We start from the raw sequence: 19671 nt of genomic DNA, 5'->3' as shown, positions 1-19671 counted from the left end.
GGCGCCATGGCGCGACACTGCGCTCGACACTCACTACCAGCAGGGCAGGCAGTATGCGCGATGAGGCTTCGATGGCGCTCACGGTGCTCGATACCCAGGTGCCGGCCATGCCCGACCATGACGGCTTGGCAATGCCCGGGGTCAGCCGGGCAGTGGCGGGCGATGGCGTGCGCATTTCGGCGCGCACCGACGTGAAGGCCGTGGCCGCCTGGTTGCGCGAGTTCCAGACGAGCCCGCAGACCTGGCGCGCCTACCGCAAGGAAGCCGAGCGGCTGCTGCTGTGGCTGGAATGCCGTGGCGAGACCCTGGCGTCGGTGCGTCGCGAGACGCTGGACGCCTTCGAGCGCTTCCTGGCCGATCCGCAACCGGCATCACGCTGGGTAGGGCCGTCGCGGCCGCGTGCCGCGCCGGATTGGCGACCGTTTCGTCAGCCACTCTCGGCGGCGAGCCGGCGCCAGGCACTGGTCATCCTGCAGGGCATGTTCGCGTGGCTGGTCGAGGCAGGGTGGGTCGAGCACAACCCGTTTCGGCTGATGCGCGACAAGCGGCGACGCATGGATAACCGCCGCGAGGGCGTCGAGCGGTATCTCGAGCGTGCGTTGTGGCAGCGTTTCTGGGCGTGGCTGCAGACCCCGCCCGCCAGCGAGGCGACGAACGCCCAGCGTTATCGCTGGGCGCGGCGACGCTTCTTGTTCGGCTTCGCGTATCTGCTGGCGCCCCGGCTCAGCGAGATGGCCACCGCGCAGATGGGAGATTTCATTCAGCGCGAGGGGCGCTGGTGGTGGCAGGTCGTGGGGAAGGGCGACAAGCTCGCGCATGTGCCGGTACCGCCGGACATGCTGTCGCTTCTCGTGGATTGGCGCGAGACCCTGGGGCTTGCGCCTCACCCGCAGCCGGGGGACGCCACGCCGTTGCTGCGCGCGCTGGACGGCCGTCGCGGCGTGGGAGATAACCAGCTGTATCGGCTGATTCGCGAGACGTTTCAGTTAGGCTACCGCGCCCTCGACGATCTTCCCGATGCCCGGCGCGCCCCCTTGCGGCACGCCACGCCCCATTGGCTGCGTCATACCGCACTGACGCATCAGGCACAGGCCGGCGTGGAATTGCGTTATCTGGCGCGCACGGCTCGCCACGCGCGACTGGATACCACGGCGCGCTACCTGCATGCCGAGGCAGAGGAATGGCACCGTCAATTGGCGCATCACCGGCTCGTGGAGGCCGACACGTCAGACGATGGCACGTTATAATGCAGGTTTTACCCCGTGAGGAGGCGACATGACGGCACGCGAGGCGCAAGCGGAACTCGTCGACGAGTTTGCCATGTTCGACAACTGGATGGATCGTTACCAGTACATCATCGACATGGGAAAGCAACTGCCGACGTTTCCCGATGAACTGAAGCGCGAGGACACCAAGATCCAGGGCTGTCAGTCCAATGTCTGGATGCATGACCGGCTGGAAGAAGGGCGCCTGCATTTCGAGGCGACATCCGATGCCGCGATCGTCTCGGGGCTGATCGCCGTGCTGCTGCGCATCTACAACGATCGTTCCCCCAGTGAAATCCAGGCGACGCCACCGGACTTCCTGGTCGAGCTCGGCCTCGACAAGCACCTGTCGCCGACGCGCAGCAACGGCCTGCATGCCATGCTGGAGCGGATCTTTTCCGTGGCCGAACGCGCCGCCTGAGTGGTGCGCGACGCCCTCGCTCGCGCGTGCGTTCACGTCAGCGGGAGGGGGGCTCATCGTCGTGCGTGGACGTCTTTCGCGGTGTCTCGTGAGGCCCCGGCGGCACGGGGTCGACCCCGCCGGGGTGGCCCGGGTGGCATTTCACGATCCGCTTGAGCGCCAGCCAGGCACCCTTCAGCGGGCCGTGCACCTGAATGGCTTCCACCGCGTATTGCGAGCAGCTCGGCCAGAAACGGCAGCGCGGCCCGAGCAGGGGGCTGATGCCGTATTGGTAGACACGCAATAACCCGATCATGCCCCAGGAAAGCAGCGCGAACGGCAGGCGCGTGAGCGGCCGACGCTTGCCGGGCCGCATCTCAGCGCTCGCCGTAGAGTTCGTGCGGGTCGACCAGGGGAGCGCTGTCGACATGCGCGGTGTCCGCGCCGAGAGCCACATAGAAGCAACTGCGTCGCCCGGTATGACAGGCCGGACCTTGCTGATCGACGCCGAGCAGCAGGGTGTCGCCGTCGCAATCCAGATGGGCGGTGACCAGCTGCTGGACCTGACCCGACGACTCTCCCTTGCGCCACGGCTTGCCGCGCGAGCGTGACCAGTAGCAGACGCGCCCCGTGGCGAGGGTTTCTTCCAGGGCGGCGCGGTTCATCCACGCCATCATCAGAACCTCGCCACTGTCGTGCTGCTGCGCGATCGCCGGGATCAGTCCGGCGTCGTTCCAGCGCGCGGCATCGAGAAGATCACGAGTGGCTTCGCGAGTACCTTGCGCCGCTGTCTCGAGCTGCTTGAACCGCTGTGTCATGTGGGCATCACCGCTTGCGTGGAAAAGGATTACGCCGATGCCGCCTGATGGCAGTCGGCGCATAGTCCCAATAATTCGATGGTCTGGCGTTCGATTCGATAGCCTTGCTGTCTTGCCCCTTGGCTGAGCTGTTCGCCGACCTCGTCCATGTGCAGCTCTTCCACGCGTCCGCAGGCGCGGCATATCAGCAGCTGAAAGCCATGCGCGTGTTCGGGGCAGGGGCAGGCCACATAGGCATTGAGCGACTCGATGCGATGCACCAGGCCTTGCTCGATGAGAAATTCCAGGGCGCGATAGACGGTCGGTGGCCGCGCCGAGGCATGCTCGGCGGCGAGCCGGTCCAGCAGATCATAGGCCTTGAGGCCGCCGGGCGCGGTGGCGATCATTTCCAGCACGCGGCGGCGTATGGGCGTGAAGCGCGCGCCGCGCGTTTGGCACTGGCGTTCCGCCTGGGTCAGTAGCGCATGGGCATCGAGCATCGCAACACCATCATTCTCGGGAGTGCGGGCATTCTACGCCGTTGCCCCGGACAGGGCCAGAAACGCCCGCCACCGGCCGTCGGGTCAGGCCGTGGCGGCCAGTTCGCCCTGACGGGCGAAATGCTGCTGCGCGAAGGCGACCCTGGCCTCCACCGATCGGGTTTCGGGCTGCTTCTCGATCAGGTCCAGACGCCGACGCAAGCCCTCGCCATTGGCCATTTGAATGGCCAGCCCCGGGCGTGCGTTGAGCTCGAGAAGCATGGGCCCGTGGTGACGATCGAGCACCATGTCGGTGCCCAGATAGCCGAGCCCCGTCATCTCGTAGCAGCTGGCCGCCAGATGGAGCAGGGCGTCCCACCCCGGTACCTGCAGCGACGCCAACCCATGACCGGTATCGGGATGGTCGTCACGAGGGCGGTTGAATTGCACGCCGCGCAGCGCCGTGCCCGTGGTGATATCCAGCCCCACGCCGACCGCGCCCTGGTGCAGGTTGGCCTTGCCGTCCGAGGCTGCCGTGGAGAGTCGCATCATGGCCATCACGGGATAGCCGCGAAAGACGATGACGCGGATATCGGGCACGCCTTCGTAGGTATAGGCCGCGAACACTTCATCGAAGGCGATCAGGCTCTCGATCAATGCGACGTCCGGCGAGCCACCCAGCGAATAGAGCCCCGAAAGGATGTTCGAGACATGACGTTCGAGGTCCTGGCGCTCGATGCGCGTGCCGCTGGGCTTGATATAGCCGCCATCCTGCTGCCGCTCGACCACGAGGATACCCTTGCCGCCGCTGCCTTTGGCCGGCTTGATCACGAAGCCGGGGTACGCCTCGACCATTTCGGCGACATGCTTGACGCCGAACTGCGTGGTCACCGTGCCGATCAGGTCCGGCGTGGTGATGCCGTAGCGCTTGGCAAGCAGCTTGGTCTGCAGCTTGTCGTCGACCAGCGGATAAAGCCGGCGATCGTTGTAGCGCCCGATGTAGCGTATGTTGCGGCGGTTCATGCCGATGATGCCCTTGGCCTGCAACTTGGCGGGGGTCGCCCACATGTCAGTCGTCCTTCGCCAGTGGTTGGAAGCGGCGCAATTCCAGGAGGCGATATCCGGTGTAGTTGCCCAGCAGCAGGATCACGGCCATCAGGATCAGCTGCACGCCCAGGAAATTGAAGGTGATATGGCGCACCCAGGGATTGTTCATCGCCAGATAGGCGAGCACGGCGGTCAGCAAGCTGCCGAAGCCTTGTTTCAGCACCTCCTTGGGGCCTTCCTCTTCCCACAGGATCGACATGCGCTCGATGGTCCAGGAGAGAATGATCATCGGGAAGAAGGTGATGGTCAGCCCAGCGTTGAGACCGAATCGATAGGCCATGACCGAGAAGACCGAGATGATGGCGATGACCGTGATGATCACCGCCGACACTCGCGCGACCAGGAGGAGATTGAGTCGCGATAGATAACTGCGGATGACCAGCCCCACGGCGACCACCAGCAGGAAACCGACCAGGCCGGTCAGCAGGGTGGTCTGGATGAAGGCCAGGGCAATCAGGACCGGCATGAAGGTGCCCGATGTCTCGAGCCCGACGAGCACCCGCAGCAACACGACGACCAGCGCGCCGATGGGGATCAGCAGAATCGTCTTGAAGAGGGCCTGCTCCTCGATGGGCAGGCTGTGAATCGAGAAATTGAGCAGCGTGTCGTCGGCGAACTGGTTGCGCACCGCGACCGAGGCGGGCTCATTATGTCGCAGCATCGAGAAGCTGACGCGGGAATCGCTCCCGCCCTGGACTTCGAGCACGGCATTGCCCTTGGCTTCCCAGAGCAGCAGGTTCTCGGGCTTGCCTTGCTCGCCGGTACGCGGATTGATCAGCACCCATTTGTCGTTCTCGAAGACCTGCAGCCACGACGTGAGCGCCTGACGCCGGCGGCCGTCCTCCAGGGTCAGTCCGCTGACGATGCGGGCGTGCACGTCGGCCTGGTTGAGCAAGCGAGTCAGCAGCACGGGGCGCTCGTACTGCGAGAGCAGCAATCGTGCGTTTTCGCCCTGGCGCTGGTCGGTGAATGCCTTGATCAATTCGCGCGTGAAGGTGAAGGCATCCGCGGAGCGCGCGTGCGCCTGGTCGATCACCTCGCGAGCCGCCGTATCGTAGGGGCGTGCCCAGGCGATATCGCGTTGCAGTGGCGGCGGTTCCGCCAGGAATGCCTCTTCGCCATCGGTCACCAGGAACTGCGCCGAATAATAGAGCTGCTGCGGCCCATTGGCCTGACGAATCGCCCACTGGGCATGGCGGGCGTTGTCCTCGCGCAGGTAGGAGAGTCCATAGCCCGAGGAGGCGGTGTTTTCCGTCAGCAGGCGAAAGCCTGGCTGATTGGCGGGCAGGGCGAGGTCGACCCGAACGGGGCCGTTGTCGGCGTCGAAATTGATCTGTGCTTCGACTTCCCATACCTGGCGTTGCTCACCCGGCGTGAAGGGGACGTCGTAGTGAAAATAGCGAAACGCCGTCAGTACGATGCCAATGGCCAGCAAGGTGCCGACCAGCACATAAAAGGGCACTCGTGACATGTGTCATCCTTGTCAGCGGACGGCATGACGCCGCCCAGAGAGGTTATCGAAACGCGCCGTGGAGCGCCGTTCAGAGGTCTTCTTCCTCGCTGTCGTTGTCCTGCTGGTCCTTCTCGGCTTCCGCGGCACTGGCACCGCCGGGATATTCCGGCCGCGGATGGATATAGGACTGGCTAACGTCGATGAGCGCGATATCCATGAGAAAGCGCCGGCCCAGCAGCACGGGATAACTGAGGTGAGAGCGGTCGTTGAGGGTAAACTCGACACGCTGCTTGAGGGGCCCCAGCGTCATCAGCAGGCTGATGACGGGGCGACTTTCCGTTCCCGAGGCCTGAATGATCTTGACGCGCCGCGTCACCGGCGCCTCGATCCACTCGTCGCGCATGGCGTCCACGACGGGTTCATCGTCTTCGAGAGACAGCTTGAAGCGTATCCAGTCGTCGCCGTCGCGCTCGAATTCGGTGATCTCGCGTGCCGACAGCGACGAGGTGTTGGCGCCGGAGTCGATGCGGGCCTTGAGATACGTGCCCACGGTGGGAAAGCCGACCCATTCGTTGCGACCCAGCATTTCCTTGCTGCCCGTGTCGCCACGCTCGATGGGACAGGTGGTCACCACGCGCGGCTCTTGCCCGATGTTTTCGACATCGGCGCGCAGACGGCGCAGCAGGCGGCCATTATCGCGCACGTCGCTGCCGATGCGCTGCGCGCGCTCGGCTTGCACACGCAGCAGTTCGGTCTGGGTCGTGCAGCGCAAGGCCAGGTTGCTCTCGAGGCGTTCCATGCGCGCATCGAATGCCGACGCGGTCAGATCGTCCGAGGTGTCCGGTGCGGGCTGAACCGCGCAGCCGGCCATCGCCAGGAGTCCGGCACAGAATATCGGGAGGAGGAACGAGCGAGTACGCATAGCATCTTTTCCTGTCACGGGCACCATACCGATAAGGCGAGAAAGGGAATGTCAGGATCACGCCTCGGCAAAATTGCGCCTGATCATACGGAGTCGCTGACTGGACTGTCCATGGATGAGACGAGATAAAGCGCCGGATGCTGGGCAGACATGATGTGTTTTCCACACTGTATTTAACATAATATATATTATGCGAACCAAAGGGTCATGGACCGAGATGGACTGTCGGATCGCGTCGGTCGGCGCAGCCACGTACGGGCTCGGCACGAATTCGCCCACATTTCGGCCCACAATTTATTGCTAGCTACCCACACTCGTGCGGGACATGTCTGACGATCCCGACGCGCACGAAACCTCAAAAGAAAGCGCTGCCATTCGGCAGCGCTTTCTCGGGTACAGTTCAACTGAAGGTTCAATCGACCGGTGCGTAGGAACCGTCTTCACGGTGCACTTCGCGGCCCGTCAGCGCCGGATTGAACACGCATGCCACGGTCATGCCTTTTTCCTTGCCGCGCAGCAGGTGCTCGTCGTGCTGATCGAGCAAGTACATGTCGCCGGCCTTGATGGGATGGATCTTGCCATCGGCCAGCGTTTCGACTTCGCCTTCGCCTTCGTAGCAGAAAACCGCCTCGAAGTGATGCTTGTAATGGATATGCGTCTCGGTACCCGGATGAATGCGGGTGATGTTGAACGAGAAACCGACGTTGTCGTCGGCCAGCACCAGACGGGTGCTGTCCCAGTTGCCGTTTTCGGCTTCGACGAAGCGCTCGGTCTTGCGGCATTCTTCCAGGTTACGAACGATCATGTGGCGCAATCCTCTGCAGATCTGAGTAAGAAGCCCGCGACCTCGTGGCCGCAGGCGGTGCCCACTGTAAACACATTTGCGAATGACAATTTAGTGGACTAACGAACAATGGACTTAGGCTTGACCGAAGACTTCCTTGACGCTCTGCTCGAGGATGTCCAGGCCGCCGACGAGGTCTTCGTCGGTAATGGTCAACGGGCAAAGGCACTTGATCACCTGGCCTGAATGGCCGGATGTCTCGATGATCAGCCCGTTCTTGAACGCTTGTGCGGTGATCTTGTCGGCCATGTCGCCGTCACCGACGTCCAGGCCACGCATCAGGCCACGGCCACGCTCGCTGGCCGGATGCCCTTTCTCGGTCATGAAGCTGGCAAGCTTCTGGAAGCGATCCTCGACCACACGGCCCTTGCGCTGAACGTCGCGCTCGAAGGTGTCGTCGCTCCAGAAGTGACGCATCGCGGCGGCGGCCGTGACGAAGGCCAGGTTGAAACCACGGAACGTGCCGTTGTACTGGCCGGGCTTCCAGATATCCAGTTCCGGGCGCATCAGCACATGCGCGAACGGCAGGCCGAAACCCGACAGGGACTTGGAGTTGGTGACGATGTCCGGCGTGATGCCGGCATGCTCGAAGCTGAAGAACTTGCCCGTACGACCGCAGCCGGCCTGAATGTCGTCGACGATCAGCAGCATGTCGTGATCGCGGCAGATCTTTTCCAGGCGCTGCAGCCACGGGATGCCGGCCGGATTGATACCGCCCTCGCCCTGCACCGTCTCGATGATCACGGCCGCGGGAACGTCGAGACCACCGGAGTTGTCGCCGAGCAGTTTCTCGAAGTAGCTCAGGGTGTCGACGCCCTCGCCCATGTAGCCATCGAACGGCATGAAGCTGGCGCCCTGGGTCGGGATACCGCCGGTGGCTTCACGGAACTTGCGATTGCCGGTGGTGGCCAGCGCGCCCATGGTCACGCCATGGAATCCGTTGGTGAAGGTGACGATGTTGTGACGACCCTTGGCGTTGCGCGCCAGTCGAATGGCGGCTTCCACGGCATTGGTGCCCGTCGGGCCCGGCAGATGAACCTTGTAATCCAGGCCACGCGGCTTGAGGATCACCTCTTCGAGGGTTTCCAGATAGTCGCGCTTGGCCGCGCTCCACATGTCCAGACCATGGACGATGCCATCGGAGGCGATGTAATCGGCCAGTGCCTGCTTGAGCTTGGGGTGGTTGTGACCGTAGTTGAGCGTGCCGGCGCCGGCGAGAAAATCGATGTACTGGTTGCCGTCCTCGGCATGCAGGCGCGCGCCCTTGGCTTCAGTGAAAACGGTAGGAAAAGAACGTGAATAGGTCCGGACTTCGGATTCCATGCGTTCGAGAATCTGGGTCTGCATAGATTGCCTCTGATTGACGGATCAAATTTGTTGCGGCTCGAACGGGCCGATACGGACGAGATTTTCCGGATCGTGCTCGCCACCCAACTGCCCCGTGGAGAAGTATTCACGGCTGTTCAGGGGGGCTTGCCAGCGATCGGCAAGGCGCTTGAACAGTCCCCACGATGCCTCATTGTCGGGCGTGATGGTAGTTTCGAGATGGCGGACATCGCCCATGCCGGGGCGCATCAGCACGGCTTCGACGAGGCGTCGCGCCAGGCCCGTGCCCCGCGCTTTCTCGCCGACGGCGACTTGCCATAGAAAGTAGGTGTCCGGTGCGTTGCGTTTGACGTAGCCGGAGACGAAACCGACGATCTCCCCTTCTTCGTCCGTAGCCACGGCGCAGGTATCGCGGAACTGGGTGGCAAGCAGCAGATAGGCGTACCCCGAGTTGACGTCCAGTGGCGGGCATGCCTTGACGAGTTCGTAAATGCCCCACCCGTCGTCGGTCGTGGGCTTACGGATGAAGAGGGTTTTCTTCGCGCTGCCGATGACCGTGTCGGCAACGCTCGGGCGGGCCAGATCGGCGGAAGGCGTGAAGTTCTCGGTTGTAGGCGTCATATCCATTGTTCGCTAATGGCGAATGTGTTCTCAATAATAACAGCGGCTTATGTATTTATCAAAAGGATCGTTATCGACGTGTCGCTATCAGATAACCTCATATTATAGCTGGAATGGACAGGTACGGCACTTCCTACAGTCTAGTCAATGATGTGACGCCTGCATGACGTGAGTGGTTCCTGCAACGCAAACGGGCCACCCAGGGGTGGCCCGTTCGTGTGACGCATGCGTCAGGAGCATCAGTGCCGTGACAGCGACCGCATGGTGACGAATTCCTCGGCGCTGGTGGGATGGATGCCCACCGTGGCGTCGAAATCGGTCTTGGTCAGGCCGGCTCGCACGGCGATGGCGATCCCCTGGATGAGCTCTCCTGCTTCGTCGCCCACCATGTGCGCGCCAACCACGCGGTCGGTGGCATCGTCGACCACCAGCTTCATCAGGCAACGTTCCTGACTGCCCGACAGCGTGTGCTTCATCGGGCGGAAATCGGTGCGATAGATGCGCACGCCGCTCTGGCATTGCTCGCGCGCTTCTTCCTCGCTCAAGCCGACGGTGCCGATGTTGGGATGACAGAACACTGCCGTGGCGATGTTTTGGTAGTCCAGCGGGCGCGGCGGCGTGTCACCATAGTGATGCTGCACCAGGTGCATGGCTTCGGCGAGGGCGACCGGCGTGAGTTCGGGGCCGCCGGTGACATCGCCGAGCGCGAGGATCGAGGGTTCCGACGTCTGGTAGCGCTCGTCGACCTTCACGGTGCCATCGGGATTGAGGGCCACGCCCAGCTCGTCGAGACCGAGTCCGGCGAGATTCGGGCGCCGGCCGGTGGCCGCCAGCACGACATCGACGTCCAGGATTTCGCCGTTGCTCAGCGTGACGCGGTAGGCGTCATCCACGGGTTCGATGCGTTCGATGGTTGCCTCGAAGTGCAGGTTGACGCCCTTCTTCTGCATTTCGTCACGCGTGAATTCGCGCACTTCGCGGTCGAAGCCGCGCAGGAACAGCTCGCCGCGATAGACCAGATGGGCATCGCTGCCCAGCCCGTTGAAGATGCTGGCGAACTCGACGGCGATATAGCCGCCCCCCAGCACGAGAAAGCGCTCGGGGAAGGTGTCGAGATCGAAGACGCGGTTGGAATCCAGCGCATGCTCCGCGCCCTCGATGTCGGGTACCCAGGGCCAGCCACCGGTGGCGACCAGAATCTTCTCGGCGGTGATCGTCTCGCCGTTGATCTCGACGCTGTGCGGACCGGCGATGCGCGCTCGGCCATTGAGCAGAGCGACGTTGGCTCCCTCCAGCAGACGCCCGTAGATGCCATTGAGACGCTTGATTTCCTCGCTCTTGTTGTCGCGCAGCGTGGCCCAGTCGAAACGCGGGGGCTCGGGCAGCGTCCAGCCGAAGCCGGCGCTGTCATCGAAGGCATCGTGAAAGTGCGCGGCATAGGAATAAAGCTTCTTGGGCACGCACCCCACGTTCACGCAGGTGCCGCCCAGATAGCGATCTTCGGCGATGGCGACGCGCGCCCCCGTGGCGGCGGCCGTACGCGCGGCACGCACACCACCGGAGCCCGCGCCGATGACAAATAGGTCGTAATCGTACTGAGCCACATCGATCTCCTGAGTTTGCGATGGCGCAGATGATAACAGTCCCTCGAAGGCTCAGGGAGGGGCCGGATTGACGCCCGGAAGCACACGGGGTAAAAGTTGCTCTTACCTTCCTTGTTCGTAGAGAGTTACATGAGCGATATCAAGAAGCTACTGACGCAGAATCGTCAATGGGCCGCCGGCGTTCAGGAGCGCGATCCCGACTTCTTCGAGCGGTTATCGCACCAGCAGAATCCCGATTACCTCTGGATCGGCTGCTCGGACAGCCGAGTGCCCGCCAACCAGATCATCGATCTGCCGCCGGGCGAAGTCTTCGTGCATCGCAACGTGGCCAATCTGCTCTACCACAACGACATGAATGCCCTCTCGGTGGTGCAGTATGCCGTCGACGTGCTGCAGGTCGAGCACATCATGGTGGTGGGGCACTATGGCTGCGGCGGTGTCCGGGCCGCCGTCACCGGTGGCGACAACGGCATGATCGATTACTGGCTGCACAGCGTCCGCGAACTCTACAGCGTCAATCGCGAGGCCCTGAAGGATCTGAGTCTGGACGACAAGGTCGATCGCATGTGCGAACTCAACGTGCGCGCGCAAGTGGCCAACCTGTGCCGGACCAAGGTGGTGCAGCGTGCCTGGCAGCGCGGTCAGCCGCTTTCGGTCCACGGTTGGGTCTACGGTCTCTCCGACGGCTGCGTGACCGACCTCGAGTGCACGGTATCGCAGCTCGACGACGCCTCGCACATACACCGTTTCGACCCGGTGCCGCCACAGACGGGAGAATGATGCCCGAGTGACGTTATTCATCGGGTGAATGGCGACCATCAAGATTTCGATTGTCGCGCGCGTGCAAAGCTCTTTATGTTGAAGCCGACGACTCTCGTCGCATAACAATACACAATAGGGCTTCAACATGATCGATAAGAAGACTCTCCTGGCGTCTTTGCTGGGCGCCTCCGTCGTGCTTCCCCTGCCCGCGCTGGCGCAAGAGGATGCCGGCGACCCCGTGACGCTTCGCATGGCCTACGATGCCGACCCGGTATCGCTGGATATCCACGAACAACTCTCCGGCGGCATTCTGCAGCTGTCTCACCTGACGCACGACCCGCTCGTCCGCTGGACGAAAGACGTCAAGTTCGAGCCGCGCCTGGCCACCGATTGGGAACGCATCGATGACACCACCATGCGGTTCACGCTGCGTGACGGCGTCACGTTCCACACCGGCAACGACTTCACCGCCAAGGATGTCGTGTGGACGATCGAGCGTCTCAAGCGCAGTGCCGATTTCAAGGCCATCTTCGACCCCATCGCCTCGGCGAAAGCCATCGACGAGCATACCGTCGAGATCAAGACCCACAAGCCCTACCCGCTCGTTCTCAATCTCGCGACCTATATTTTCCCCATGGATAGCGAGTACTACACCGGCGAGACGGAAGATGGCGATCCCAAGGACGAAATCGTCAAGAACGGCGACTCCTTCGCCTCACGGCACTCGTCGGGCACGGGCCCTTACGAGGTTGTGTCCCGCCAGCAAGGCGTCAAGGTCGAGTTCGAGCGCTTCGACGACTACTGGGATCAAGACTCTCCGGGCAACGTCGACCGCATCGTCCTGACCCCGATCGGCGAGAATGCCACGCGTGTGTCGGCCCTGCTGTCCGGCGATGTCGATTTCATCGCGCCCGTGCCGCCCAATGACCTGGAGCGCGTCGAGGCCGACCAGAACGTCGAACTGACCACGATGTCGGGTACCCGCATCATCCTCATGCAGCTCAACCAGAAGCGTGTGGAAGCCTTCCAGGACCCGCGCGTCCGCCAAGCCTTCAACTATGCGGTCAACCAGGAGGCCATCGCCGACCGCCTGATGAAAGGCTTCGCCACGCCCGCCGCGCAGCTGTCGCCCAAGGGCTACGACGGGTACAACGACAGCCTGACACCGCGCTACGACGTCGAGAAAGCCAAGGAACTGATGAAAGAAGCCGGCTACGAGGACGGTTTCTCGGTTTCCATGATGGCGCCCAACAACCGCTATGTGAACGATGCCAAGATCGCACAGGCGGTCGCCACCATGCTGTCGCGCATCAATGTCGACGTGGACCTCAAGACGCTGCCCAAGGCCCAGTACTGGGGAGAGTTCGACGATCGCGCCGCGGATATCATGATGATCGGCTGGCACGCCGACACCGAGGATTCCGCCAACCTGTTCCAGTACCTCACCGAGTGCCCGGACCCCGAGACCGGAGCCGGCCAGTACAACGCGGCCAACTACTGCAATCCGGAGCTCGACGAGAAAGTGGCGCAGGCCAATGTCGAGACGGACCGCGCCAAGCGCGCCGAGATGCTGCAGGCGGTCGAGAAGGCGCTGTACGAGGATGCGGCCTTCATGCCGTTGCATTGGCAGGATCTTGCCTGGGCGTCGAAGAACAACGTCAAGCTCGAGCCGGTGGTGAACGTCATGAACTTCCCTTACCTCGGGGATCTCGTGGTCGAGCAATAAGCGCTCGCCTGCGACGCCGCCACGCGGCGGCGTCGCCCTTCCCATCCACGATATGTCTCCGGTGCGTGTCGCACGACGCATGCACCGGGGATGCCCATTTAACAGGACACGCCATTCATGATCGCTTTTTTGATCAAGCGACTGATGCATGCCCTCGTGGTCATGTTCGTCATCAGCGTCATCAGTTTCGCCATCCAGAGCAATCTGGGCGATCCCATCCAGCAGATGGTGGGACAGTCCGTGCCGGAAAGCGAGCGCGCCGAACTACGCGAGGAATTGGGCCTGAACGATCCCTTCCTCGTGCAATACGCCCGCTTCGCGGTGAATGCCATGCAAGGCGACTTCGGCTACTCGTATTTCTTCAACGAACCCACGACGGACGTCATCCTGCGCCACTTGCCGGCGACACTGGAGCTGGTCATTGCCACGACTCTGATCATCGTGCTGCTCTCGGTGCCGATTGGCGTCTACTGCGCGATACGACCGCGATCGGCCCTGTCGCGATTGTTCATGAGCGTCTCCATCGTCGGTATCTCGATTCCCGTCTTTTTGACCGCCATCATGTTGATCCAGATCTTCGCGATCGGGGTGGACTTTTCGCCATTCCCGGCGGACACGGGATGGGGACAGTGGATCAACGGGGCTCTGTCCACCGAGGGCGGCATGCCGTCTTACGGGCGCGGCAATGATCTGACGCATCTCTTCGGCACCTGGGACAGCAATTTCTTCTCCCTAGAGGGACTGACGTACCTGGTACTGCCTTCCCTCTCGCTGGCCTCGATCATGCTGCCGCTCTTCATTCGGCTGATACGCGCCGAAATGCTCGAGGTGCTGCAGTCGGAGTACGTCAAGTTCGCCACGGCCAAGGGGATTTCCCGCAAGCGGATCTATTTCGTCCATGCGCTCAAGAACACCATGCTGCCGGTGATCACCGTCGGCGGTGTCCAGCTCGGGACCATGGTGGCCTACACCATCCTCACCGAGACCGTTTTCCAATGGCCGGGCATGGGCCTGATGTTCCTCGAGGCCATTCAGCGCTCCGACATTCCGCTCATCGTGACGTATCTGATGATCGTCGGCCTGATCTTCGTGATCACCAACACGCTGGTCGACCTGATCTACGGGCTCGTCAATCCGACCGTGAAACTGACAGGGAAGCCGGCATGACGACGACGACAACCACGCCTTCCCGCTGGAAGCGCTTTCGCAACTCCTATCTGGTCTACAGCTTCAAGCGCGACTGGATCGCGCAATGCTGCCTGGCCATCTTCCTGTGTCTTCTGCTGGGGGCGATCTGCGCGCCGTGGCTCGCGCCGATGAATCCTTACGATCTCACCCAGATCAGCATTCTCGATTCCGAGCTGCCGCCCATGTGGATCGATGGTGCCGACCCGCTCTTCCCCCTGGGAACCGATGCCCAGGGACGCGACCTGCTCTCGACGATTCTCTACGGAGCGCGTGTCTCGTTGATCATCGGCTTCGGTGCGGTGATCCTGCAGGCCGTGATCGGTGTCACGGTGGGACTGCTGGCCGGGTATCTGGGGGGCCGCATCGACGCCTTCCTTATGCGCCTGGCCGACATACAGCTGTCGTTCTCGACGCTGATGGTCGCGATCATCGTGGGGGCCGTCATCAAGGCGATCTTCGGCGGCGCCACCTACAGTGCCTACGCCGTCTGGCTGCTGGTACTGATCATCGGTCTCGCCGAGTGGCCGCAATACGCCCGCACCGTGCGCGCCTCGGTGCTGGCAGAGCGCAGCAAGGAATACGTGGACGCCGCCCGGGTGATGGGCTATCGCGATCGGCGCATCATGTTCCGGCATATCCTGCCCAATACGCTGTCGCCGATCTTCGTCATCTCGACCGTGCAGATCGCCAACGCCATCATTTCCGAAGCCGCCCTCTCCTTTCTGGGGCTTGGCATGCCGGAAACCCAGCCGTCGCTCGGCTCGTTGATCAAGTCGGGCTTCGATTACCTGCAGTCCGGCTCCTGGTGGATCACCTTGATCCCCGGCACCGTGCTGGTCGTGCTGGTGCTGGTGGTCAATCTGCTCGGTGACTGGCTGCGCGACGTCATGAATCCTCGTCTCTACAAGGGGTAACGCACATGGCTCTTCTCGAAGTTTCCAATCTCGACGTGCGCTTCGCCCTGCGCCAAGGCGAGGTTCGTGCCTTGCGCGACGTCAGCTTCACGCTGGACCGTGGCGAGCGCCTGGGCATCGTCGGTGAGTCCGGCGCGGGCAAGTCCGTGGCCGCGTTCACCCTGCTCAACCTGATCGCCAAGCCCGGTTACATCGCCGGGGGCAGCATTCGCTTCGAAGGCATTGACCTGGCCCGGATGTCATCGCGGGAATTGCGCCGGGTGCGCGGCAATCGTATCTCGATGATCTTCCAGGACCCGATGATGACGCTCAACCCGGTGCTCTCCATCGGGGAACAGATGGTCGAGAGTCTCAAGGCGCATCGGCGCATCTCCACGCAGGAGGCGCGCGCGATCGCCCTGCACAAGCTCAAGCAGGTCTACATTCCCTCGCCCGAGACCCGGCTGGATCAATACCCCCATGAGCTTTCTGGGGGGATGCGTCAACGCATCATCATCGCCATCGCCCTGTTGCTGGATCCCGACATCATCGTGGCCGACGAGCCCACCACGGCCCTCGACGTGACCATCCAGGCCGAGATCATGACCTTGCTGCGCGAGTTGTGCGAAAAGCACAACGTGGGGCTGGTGTTGATCACTCACGACCTGGGCGTGGTCAGCCAGATGACGCAGCGCACGCTGGTCATGTACGCCGGCCGGGTCATCGAGCAGGGGCCGACGCGCGAAATCATCAACGATGCTCAGCATCCCTATACGCAGGGGCTGCTCAATGCCCTGCCGCAGATGACCACGCCCGGCAGCCGACTCAACCAGATTCCCGGCTCGATGCCCTCGCTGTCCAATACGCCCAGCGGGTGCGCCTTTCATCCGCGTTGCCAATACCGGTACGACGCCACGGGACAGCCGCGCCGCGACTGTCTCGATCAGGTGCCCGAGTTCGTGACCTCGGGCAACTGCCAAGTCGCCTGTCACATGGTGCGTGACATGCTCGCAAAGGAGGCCTCATGAACGCCGTCGCCACTCAAGCGTCACCTGCGACGCCGACGTCGTCGGCGACCGACTCCCTGCTGGAGATCCGCGGGCTCTACAAGCATTTTCCCCTGGCCGAGGGGTTTCTCGAACAACTGCGCTTCGAGAAAGGTCGTCTGGTGCGGCGCAACGATAGCGTGCATGCCATCAATGGCGTCGACCTCGCGGTGCGCAGAGGCGAGGCCCTTTGCGTGGTCGGCGAATCCGGCTGCGGCAAATCCACCGTGGCGCGCCTGGTCATGGGGTTGCTGTCGCCCAGTGCCGGCGAAATCCGCTACGACGGCCAGCGCATCGACGACCTGCGCGGCAAGCGGCTGCTGCCCTACCGCCAGCGCATGCAGATGATCTTTCAGAACCCTTATGCCTCGCTGAATCCTCGCATGACGATTCAGCAGACACTGGAAGAGCCCCTGCGTTTCCACCACCCGGAGTGGACGACGCCGCAGATACACGACAAGGTGGCCGAGGTCATGGCCTCGGTGGGTATCGATCCCGAATGGGGCAAGCGTTTCGGGCACGAGTTCTCCGGCGGGCAGCGCCAGCGCATCGCCATCGCCCGGGCCCTGGCCGTCGATCCGGAATTCATCGTCGCCGACGAGCCGATTTCGGCCCTCGACGTGTCGATTCAGGCGCAAGTGCTGAACCTGCTGATGGATGCCCAGGCCGAACGCCACCTGACCTATCTCTTCATCACGCACGATCTGGCGGTCGTCGAGCATTTCGGCACCCGGGTGGCGGTCATGTATCTGGGCACGGTGTGCGAATTGGCGGATACCCGCTCGTTGTTCGCACGGCCGCGGCATCCCTATACCCAGGCCCTGTTGTCGGCGATTCCGCGCCTCGAGGACAACCGGCCCGAGCATGTCAGACTGTCCGGCGAGGTGCCCACCCCGGTCCACCTGCCTTCGGGCTGTGTCTTCCATGGGCGGTGTCCACACGTCACGGAACGCTGTCGCCAGGAAGTCCCGCAGCTCATCGCCACCGACGACGGCAACCGGGTCGCCTGTCATGGCGTCGAGGAGGGACGCCTCTGAACCACCCCGCGAGAAATTGCATGATCTTTCTCCATGAACACCGTATGAGGCGGATGGCCTCGGCCGTCCGCCAGGGACGATGGCATGTCGTGTCGTGAGTGCCGTACCCTGTGCGGCGACGACTATGGATGGCGCCTGACAAATGGAAATCCGCTGGCTCGAAGATTTCATCGTGCTGGCCAGGGAACGTCATTTTTCCCGGGCCGCCGATGCCCAGAACGTGACCCAGCCGACCTTTTCGCGGCGTATCAAGCTGCTCGAAGAGGAAATGGGCACCACGCTGATCAACCGCCAGACCTTGCCATTGAGCTTGACCCCCGCTGGCGAGGAATTTCTGGCGCTATGCGAACAGATCACCGAGCGGGTGCGCCTGACGCGCGACCGCCTGCAATCGATCGCCGCCGACGAGGCTCGTCGCATTCTGCTTGCCGCGCCGCAGAGTCTGCTCTCGAACGTCGTGCCGGGATGGCTCGAGCGCCACGACCTGGCGCATTGCGTCTCTCCCTACCTGCGGGCCACGAGCTGGTTGATCGGCGATTATCTGCATGGCCTGGAGCGTGGCGAATGCGACCTCGCACTGTGCTACTGGCCGCGTGGTCGCATCGCGCTCGACCTCGACGTCAGCGAGCTGACGTTCTTGACCCTGGGCGAGGAACAGCTCGTGCCCGTCAGTGCGCCGGATGGCACGGGGCGCCCGCGCTTTGCGCTCCCCGGGACGCGTCGCCAGCCGCAGCCCTTGATCGCGTTTCACCCGCGCGGCCTGATGGCGGCGGCACTCGAGGCCCACCTGCACCGCCAGCCGGAACCGGTCTACCTGACCACGCTCAATGAAAGCGTGCAGGCCACCAACATTCGCGAGCTGGTCACGCAGGGATACGGGCTCGGCTGGATACCGCAGCGCAGTGTTCGTACGGCCATGCAGAACGGCGAACTGGTGCGTGCCGGCGACGCACGCTGGGACGTGCCGCTCGACATACGCCTGTATGCACGCCGGGACTCGCGGCATCCCGGATTGCCGGGCCTGTGGCAGCAACTGGAAGGCGCGAACGACCTGGGCAGCTAGGCATGCACTTCCCCACGGTAAAGAAGAGGCAAGACGCTTGCCGCGCGGTACGAAGCGGTTAAGCTGAAACACAGGCTTGGTCAGGATTCCCGTGATGTCACGTACGCCGTTTTCCGCCGATTTCCGTGCCCCCAGAGGACTCGGCAACCGCCATGTGCAGACACTGCTGCCGCGACTGCGGCCGCTCGTCCCCTTGGCACGCGAGACGGAGATTCTCAACCTGCCCGATGGCGATTTCGTCGAACTGGCCTGGGTGCATCCCGCACCCGTGCGGGACGATGCGCCGGTCTTCGTGCTCTTTCACGGCCTGGAAGGATCGTTCGATTCGCCCTACGCGCGCGAGCTGCTGGGTGTGGCGAGTGCGTTGGGCTGGCGAGCGGTACTGATGCACTTTCGCGGTTGCGGTCAGGCACCCAATCGGCTGCCACGTGCCTATCACTCGGGAGACACGGCGGATGCCTACTGGGTCATCGGTCAGCTGGCCCATCGCTACCCACGAGCCATCAAAGTCGCGGCGGGGGTATCGCTGGGGGGCAACATGCTGCTCAAGCTGGTGGCCGAACAGGGAGGCGATGGCCTCGACCTGGCCGGGGCCATCGCCATCAGCGCGCCGCTCGATCTCGCGGCGAGTGCCGACGCCCTCAACCGCGGCTTTGCACGGGTGTATCAGCGTCATCTGCTCAATGCACTCAAGCGCAAGATAGCCGCCAAGCTGGCGGCGGGGCCGCTGCCGATCTCGCTGACGTCGCGGCAACTCGACGCCCTGGAAACCTTCTGGGCCTATGACAATGCCGTCACGGCGCCTCTGCATGGCTTTCGTTCGGCCACCGATTACTACCGACGGGCTTCCGCCGGTCGCTTGCTCGGCGAGATCGAGCTGCCCACCCTCATCCTGCATGCCGCGGACGACCCCTTCATGCCCGCCGACCTATTCTCGCGCCTGCCTGCCCCGGCCGATGCCGTGAGGCTGGAAGTGGCGCGTCAGGGCGGCCACGTCGGGTTCATCGAGTCGCACGATGGCAAGCTGGGGTCCTGGCTGGCACGGCGTCTCGCCTGGCAGTTGGAAAACTGGGCCTCGCATGCGAGGCCCCACCGCTCGCTCGCGGCAGGACCCAAGGAGTGACGACGCCGCGAGCGG

General features: G+C 63.1%; 20 protein-coding genes. 10 read left to right on the top strand and 10 right to left on the bottom strand.

The genetic code is table 11. The features are described 5' to 3' along the window. The first annotated feature begins 71 nt into the window (after positions 1-71). The gene (locus CSAL_RS09575; protein ID WP_370599259.1) at positions 72-1247 is read left to right on the top strand and encodes a tyrosine-type recombinase/integrase; all 1176 of its coding nucleotides are present in this window, start codon (positions 72-74) and stop codon (positions 1245-1247) included. A 28-nt stretch (positions 1248-1275) separates the two neighbouring features. Continuing rightward, positions 1276-1686, top strand: a complete 411-nt coding sequence (locus CSAL_RS09570; RefSeq protein WP_011507183.1) for a SufE family protein — start codon at positions 1276-1278, stop codon at positions 1684-1686. A gap of 37 nt (positions 1687-1723) precedes the next feature. Here CSAL_RS09570 and yidD read toward each other — a convergent pair whose 3' ends face one another. The 10 genes from yidD to gorA all read right to left on the bottom strand — a co-directional run bounded on the left by yidD (position 1724) and on the right by gorA (position 10818). Further along, positions 1724-2041 (bottom strand): membrane protein insertion efficiency factor YidD, encoded by a 318-nt coding sequence (yidD, locus tag CSAL_RS09565; protein WP_011507182.1) that lies wholly within the window; start codon positions 2039-2041, stop codon positions 1724-1726. A gap of 1 nt (position 2042) precedes the next feature. Further along, positions 2043-2483, bottom strand: a complete 441-nt coding sequence (hisI, locus tag CSAL_RS09560) for a phosphoribosyl-AMP cyclohydrolase (protein WP_011507181.1) — start codon at positions 2481-2483, stop codon at positions 2043-2045. Positions 2484-2512: 29 nt separating this feature from the next. Further along, the gene (locus tag CSAL_RS09555) at positions 2513-2962 is read right to left on the bottom strand and encodes a transcriptional repressor (RefSeq protein WP_011507180.1); all 450 of its coding nucleotides are present in this window, start codon (positions 2960-2962) and stop codon (positions 2513-2515) included. An 84-nt stretch (positions 2963-3046) separates the two neighbouring features. Next, entirely contained in the window at positions 3047-4009 is a 963-nt protein-coding gene (locus tag CSAL_RS09550; protein ID WP_011507179.1) for an alpha-L-glutamate ligase-like protein, read from the bottom strand. 1 nt (position 4010) lies between these two features. After that, positions 4011-5519 (bottom strand): inactive transglutaminase family protein, encoded by a 1509-nt coding sequence (locus tag CSAL_RS09545; protein WP_011507178.1) that lies wholly within the window; start codon positions 5517-5519, stop codon positions 4011-4013. 70 nt (positions 5520-5589) lie between these two features. Next, positions 5590-6423, bottom strand: a complete 834-nt coding sequence (locus tag CSAL_RS09540; RefSeq protein WP_011507177.1) for an ATP-dependent zinc protease family protein — start codon at positions 6421-6423, stop codon at positions 5590-5592. Positions 6424-6835: 412 nt separating this feature from the next. After that, positions 6836-7228, bottom strand: coding sequence for an ectoine synthase (locus CSAL_RS09535; RefSeq protein WP_011507176.1), 393 nt, complete (start codon positions 7226-7228; stop codon positions 6836-6838). A gap of 114 nt (positions 7229-7342) precedes the next feature. Then, on the bottom strand, positions 7343-8614 hold the full coding sequence (gene ectB / locus CSAL_RS09530) for a diaminobutyrate--2-oxoglutarate transaminase (RefSeq protein ID WP_011507175.1): 1272 nt from the start codon (positions 8612-8614) through the stop codon (positions 7343-7345). 21 nt (positions 8615-8635) lie between these two features. Continuing rightward, positions 8636-9214: a diaminobutyrate acetyltransferase gene (gene ectA, locus CSAL_RS09525; protein WP_035409657.1), complete on the bottom strand. Its 579-nt coding sequence runs from the start codon at positions 9212-9214 to the stop codon at positions 8636-8638. Positions 9215-9453: 239 nt separating this feature from the next. Beyond that, a complete protein-coding gene (gorA, locus tag CSAL_RS09520; RefSeq protein ID WP_011507173.1) occupies positions 9454-10818 on the bottom strand; it encodes a glutathione-disulfide reductase in 1365 nt (454 codons plus the stop codon). A gap of 129 nt (positions 10819-10947) precedes the next feature. Between gorA and can the strand changes: the two genes are divergently transcribed. From can to CSAL_RS09480, 8 genes are all read left to right on the top strand, one after another. After that, the gene (gene can / locus CSAL_RS09515) at positions 10948-11598 is read left to right on the top strand and encodes a carbonate dehydratase (protein WP_043558306.1); all 651 of its coding nucleotides are present in this window, start codon (positions 10948-10950) and stop codon (positions 11596-11598) included. A 127-nt stretch (positions 11599-11725) separates the two neighbouring features. After that, complete coding sequence (locus CSAL_RS09510; RefSeq protein WP_011507171.1) at positions 11726-13306, top strand: ABC transporter substrate-binding protein; 1581 nt, start codon at positions 11726-11728, stop codon at positions 13304-13306. 117 nt (positions 13307-13423) lie between these two features. Then, the gene (locus CSAL_RS09505) at positions 13424-14473 is read left to right on the top strand and encodes an ABC transporter permease (protein WP_011507170.1); all 1050 of its coding nucleotides are present in this window, start codon (positions 13424-13426) and stop codon (positions 14471-14473) included. Beyond that, on the top strand, positions 14470-15408 hold the full coding sequence (locus CSAL_RS09500; protein ID WP_011507169.1) for an ABC transporter permease: 939 nt from the start codon (positions 14470-14472) through the stop codon (positions 15406-15408). Before CSAL_RS09505 ends, CSAL_RS09500 begins: the two co-directional genes overlap by 4 nt. 5 nt (positions 15409-15413) lie before the next feature. Continuing rightward, a complete protein-coding gene (locus CSAL_RS09495) occupies positions 15414-16415 on the top strand; it encodes an ABC transporter ATP-binding protein (RefSeq protein WP_011507168.1) in 1002 nt (333 codons plus the stop codon). Then, positions 16412-17470: an ABC transporter ATP-binding protein gene (locus CSAL_RS09490; protein ID WP_011507167.1), complete on the top strand. Its 1059-nt coding sequence runs from the start codon at positions 16412-16414 to the stop codon at positions 17468-17470. The genes CSAL_RS09495 and CSAL_RS09490 overlap by 4 nt, the downstream gene beginning before the upstream one ends. Before the next feature lie 142 nt (positions 17471-17612). Then, a complete protein-coding gene (locus tag CSAL_RS09485) occupies positions 17613-18533 on the top strand; it encodes a LysR family transcriptional regulator (RefSeq protein WP_011507166.1) in 921 nt (306 codons plus the stop codon). Positions 18534-18627: 94 nt separating this feature from the next. Further along, on the top strand, positions 18628-19656 hold the full coding sequence (locus CSAL_RS09480; RefSeq protein WP_011507165.1) for a hydrolase: 1029 nt from the start codon (positions 18628-18630) through the stop codon (positions 19654-19656). Positions 19657-19671 lie beyond the last annotated feature (15 nt).

Origin of the sequence: Chromohalobacter israelensis DSM 3043 (assembly GCF_000055785.1) — a bacterium.
In the GTDB taxonomy this organism is placed as follows: domain Bacteria; phylum Pseudomonadota; class Gammaproteobacteria; order Pseudomonadales; family Halomonadaceae; genus Chromohalobacter; species Chromohalobacter israelensis.
This window is presented reverse-complemented; position numbering and strand designations above follow the sequence as displayed.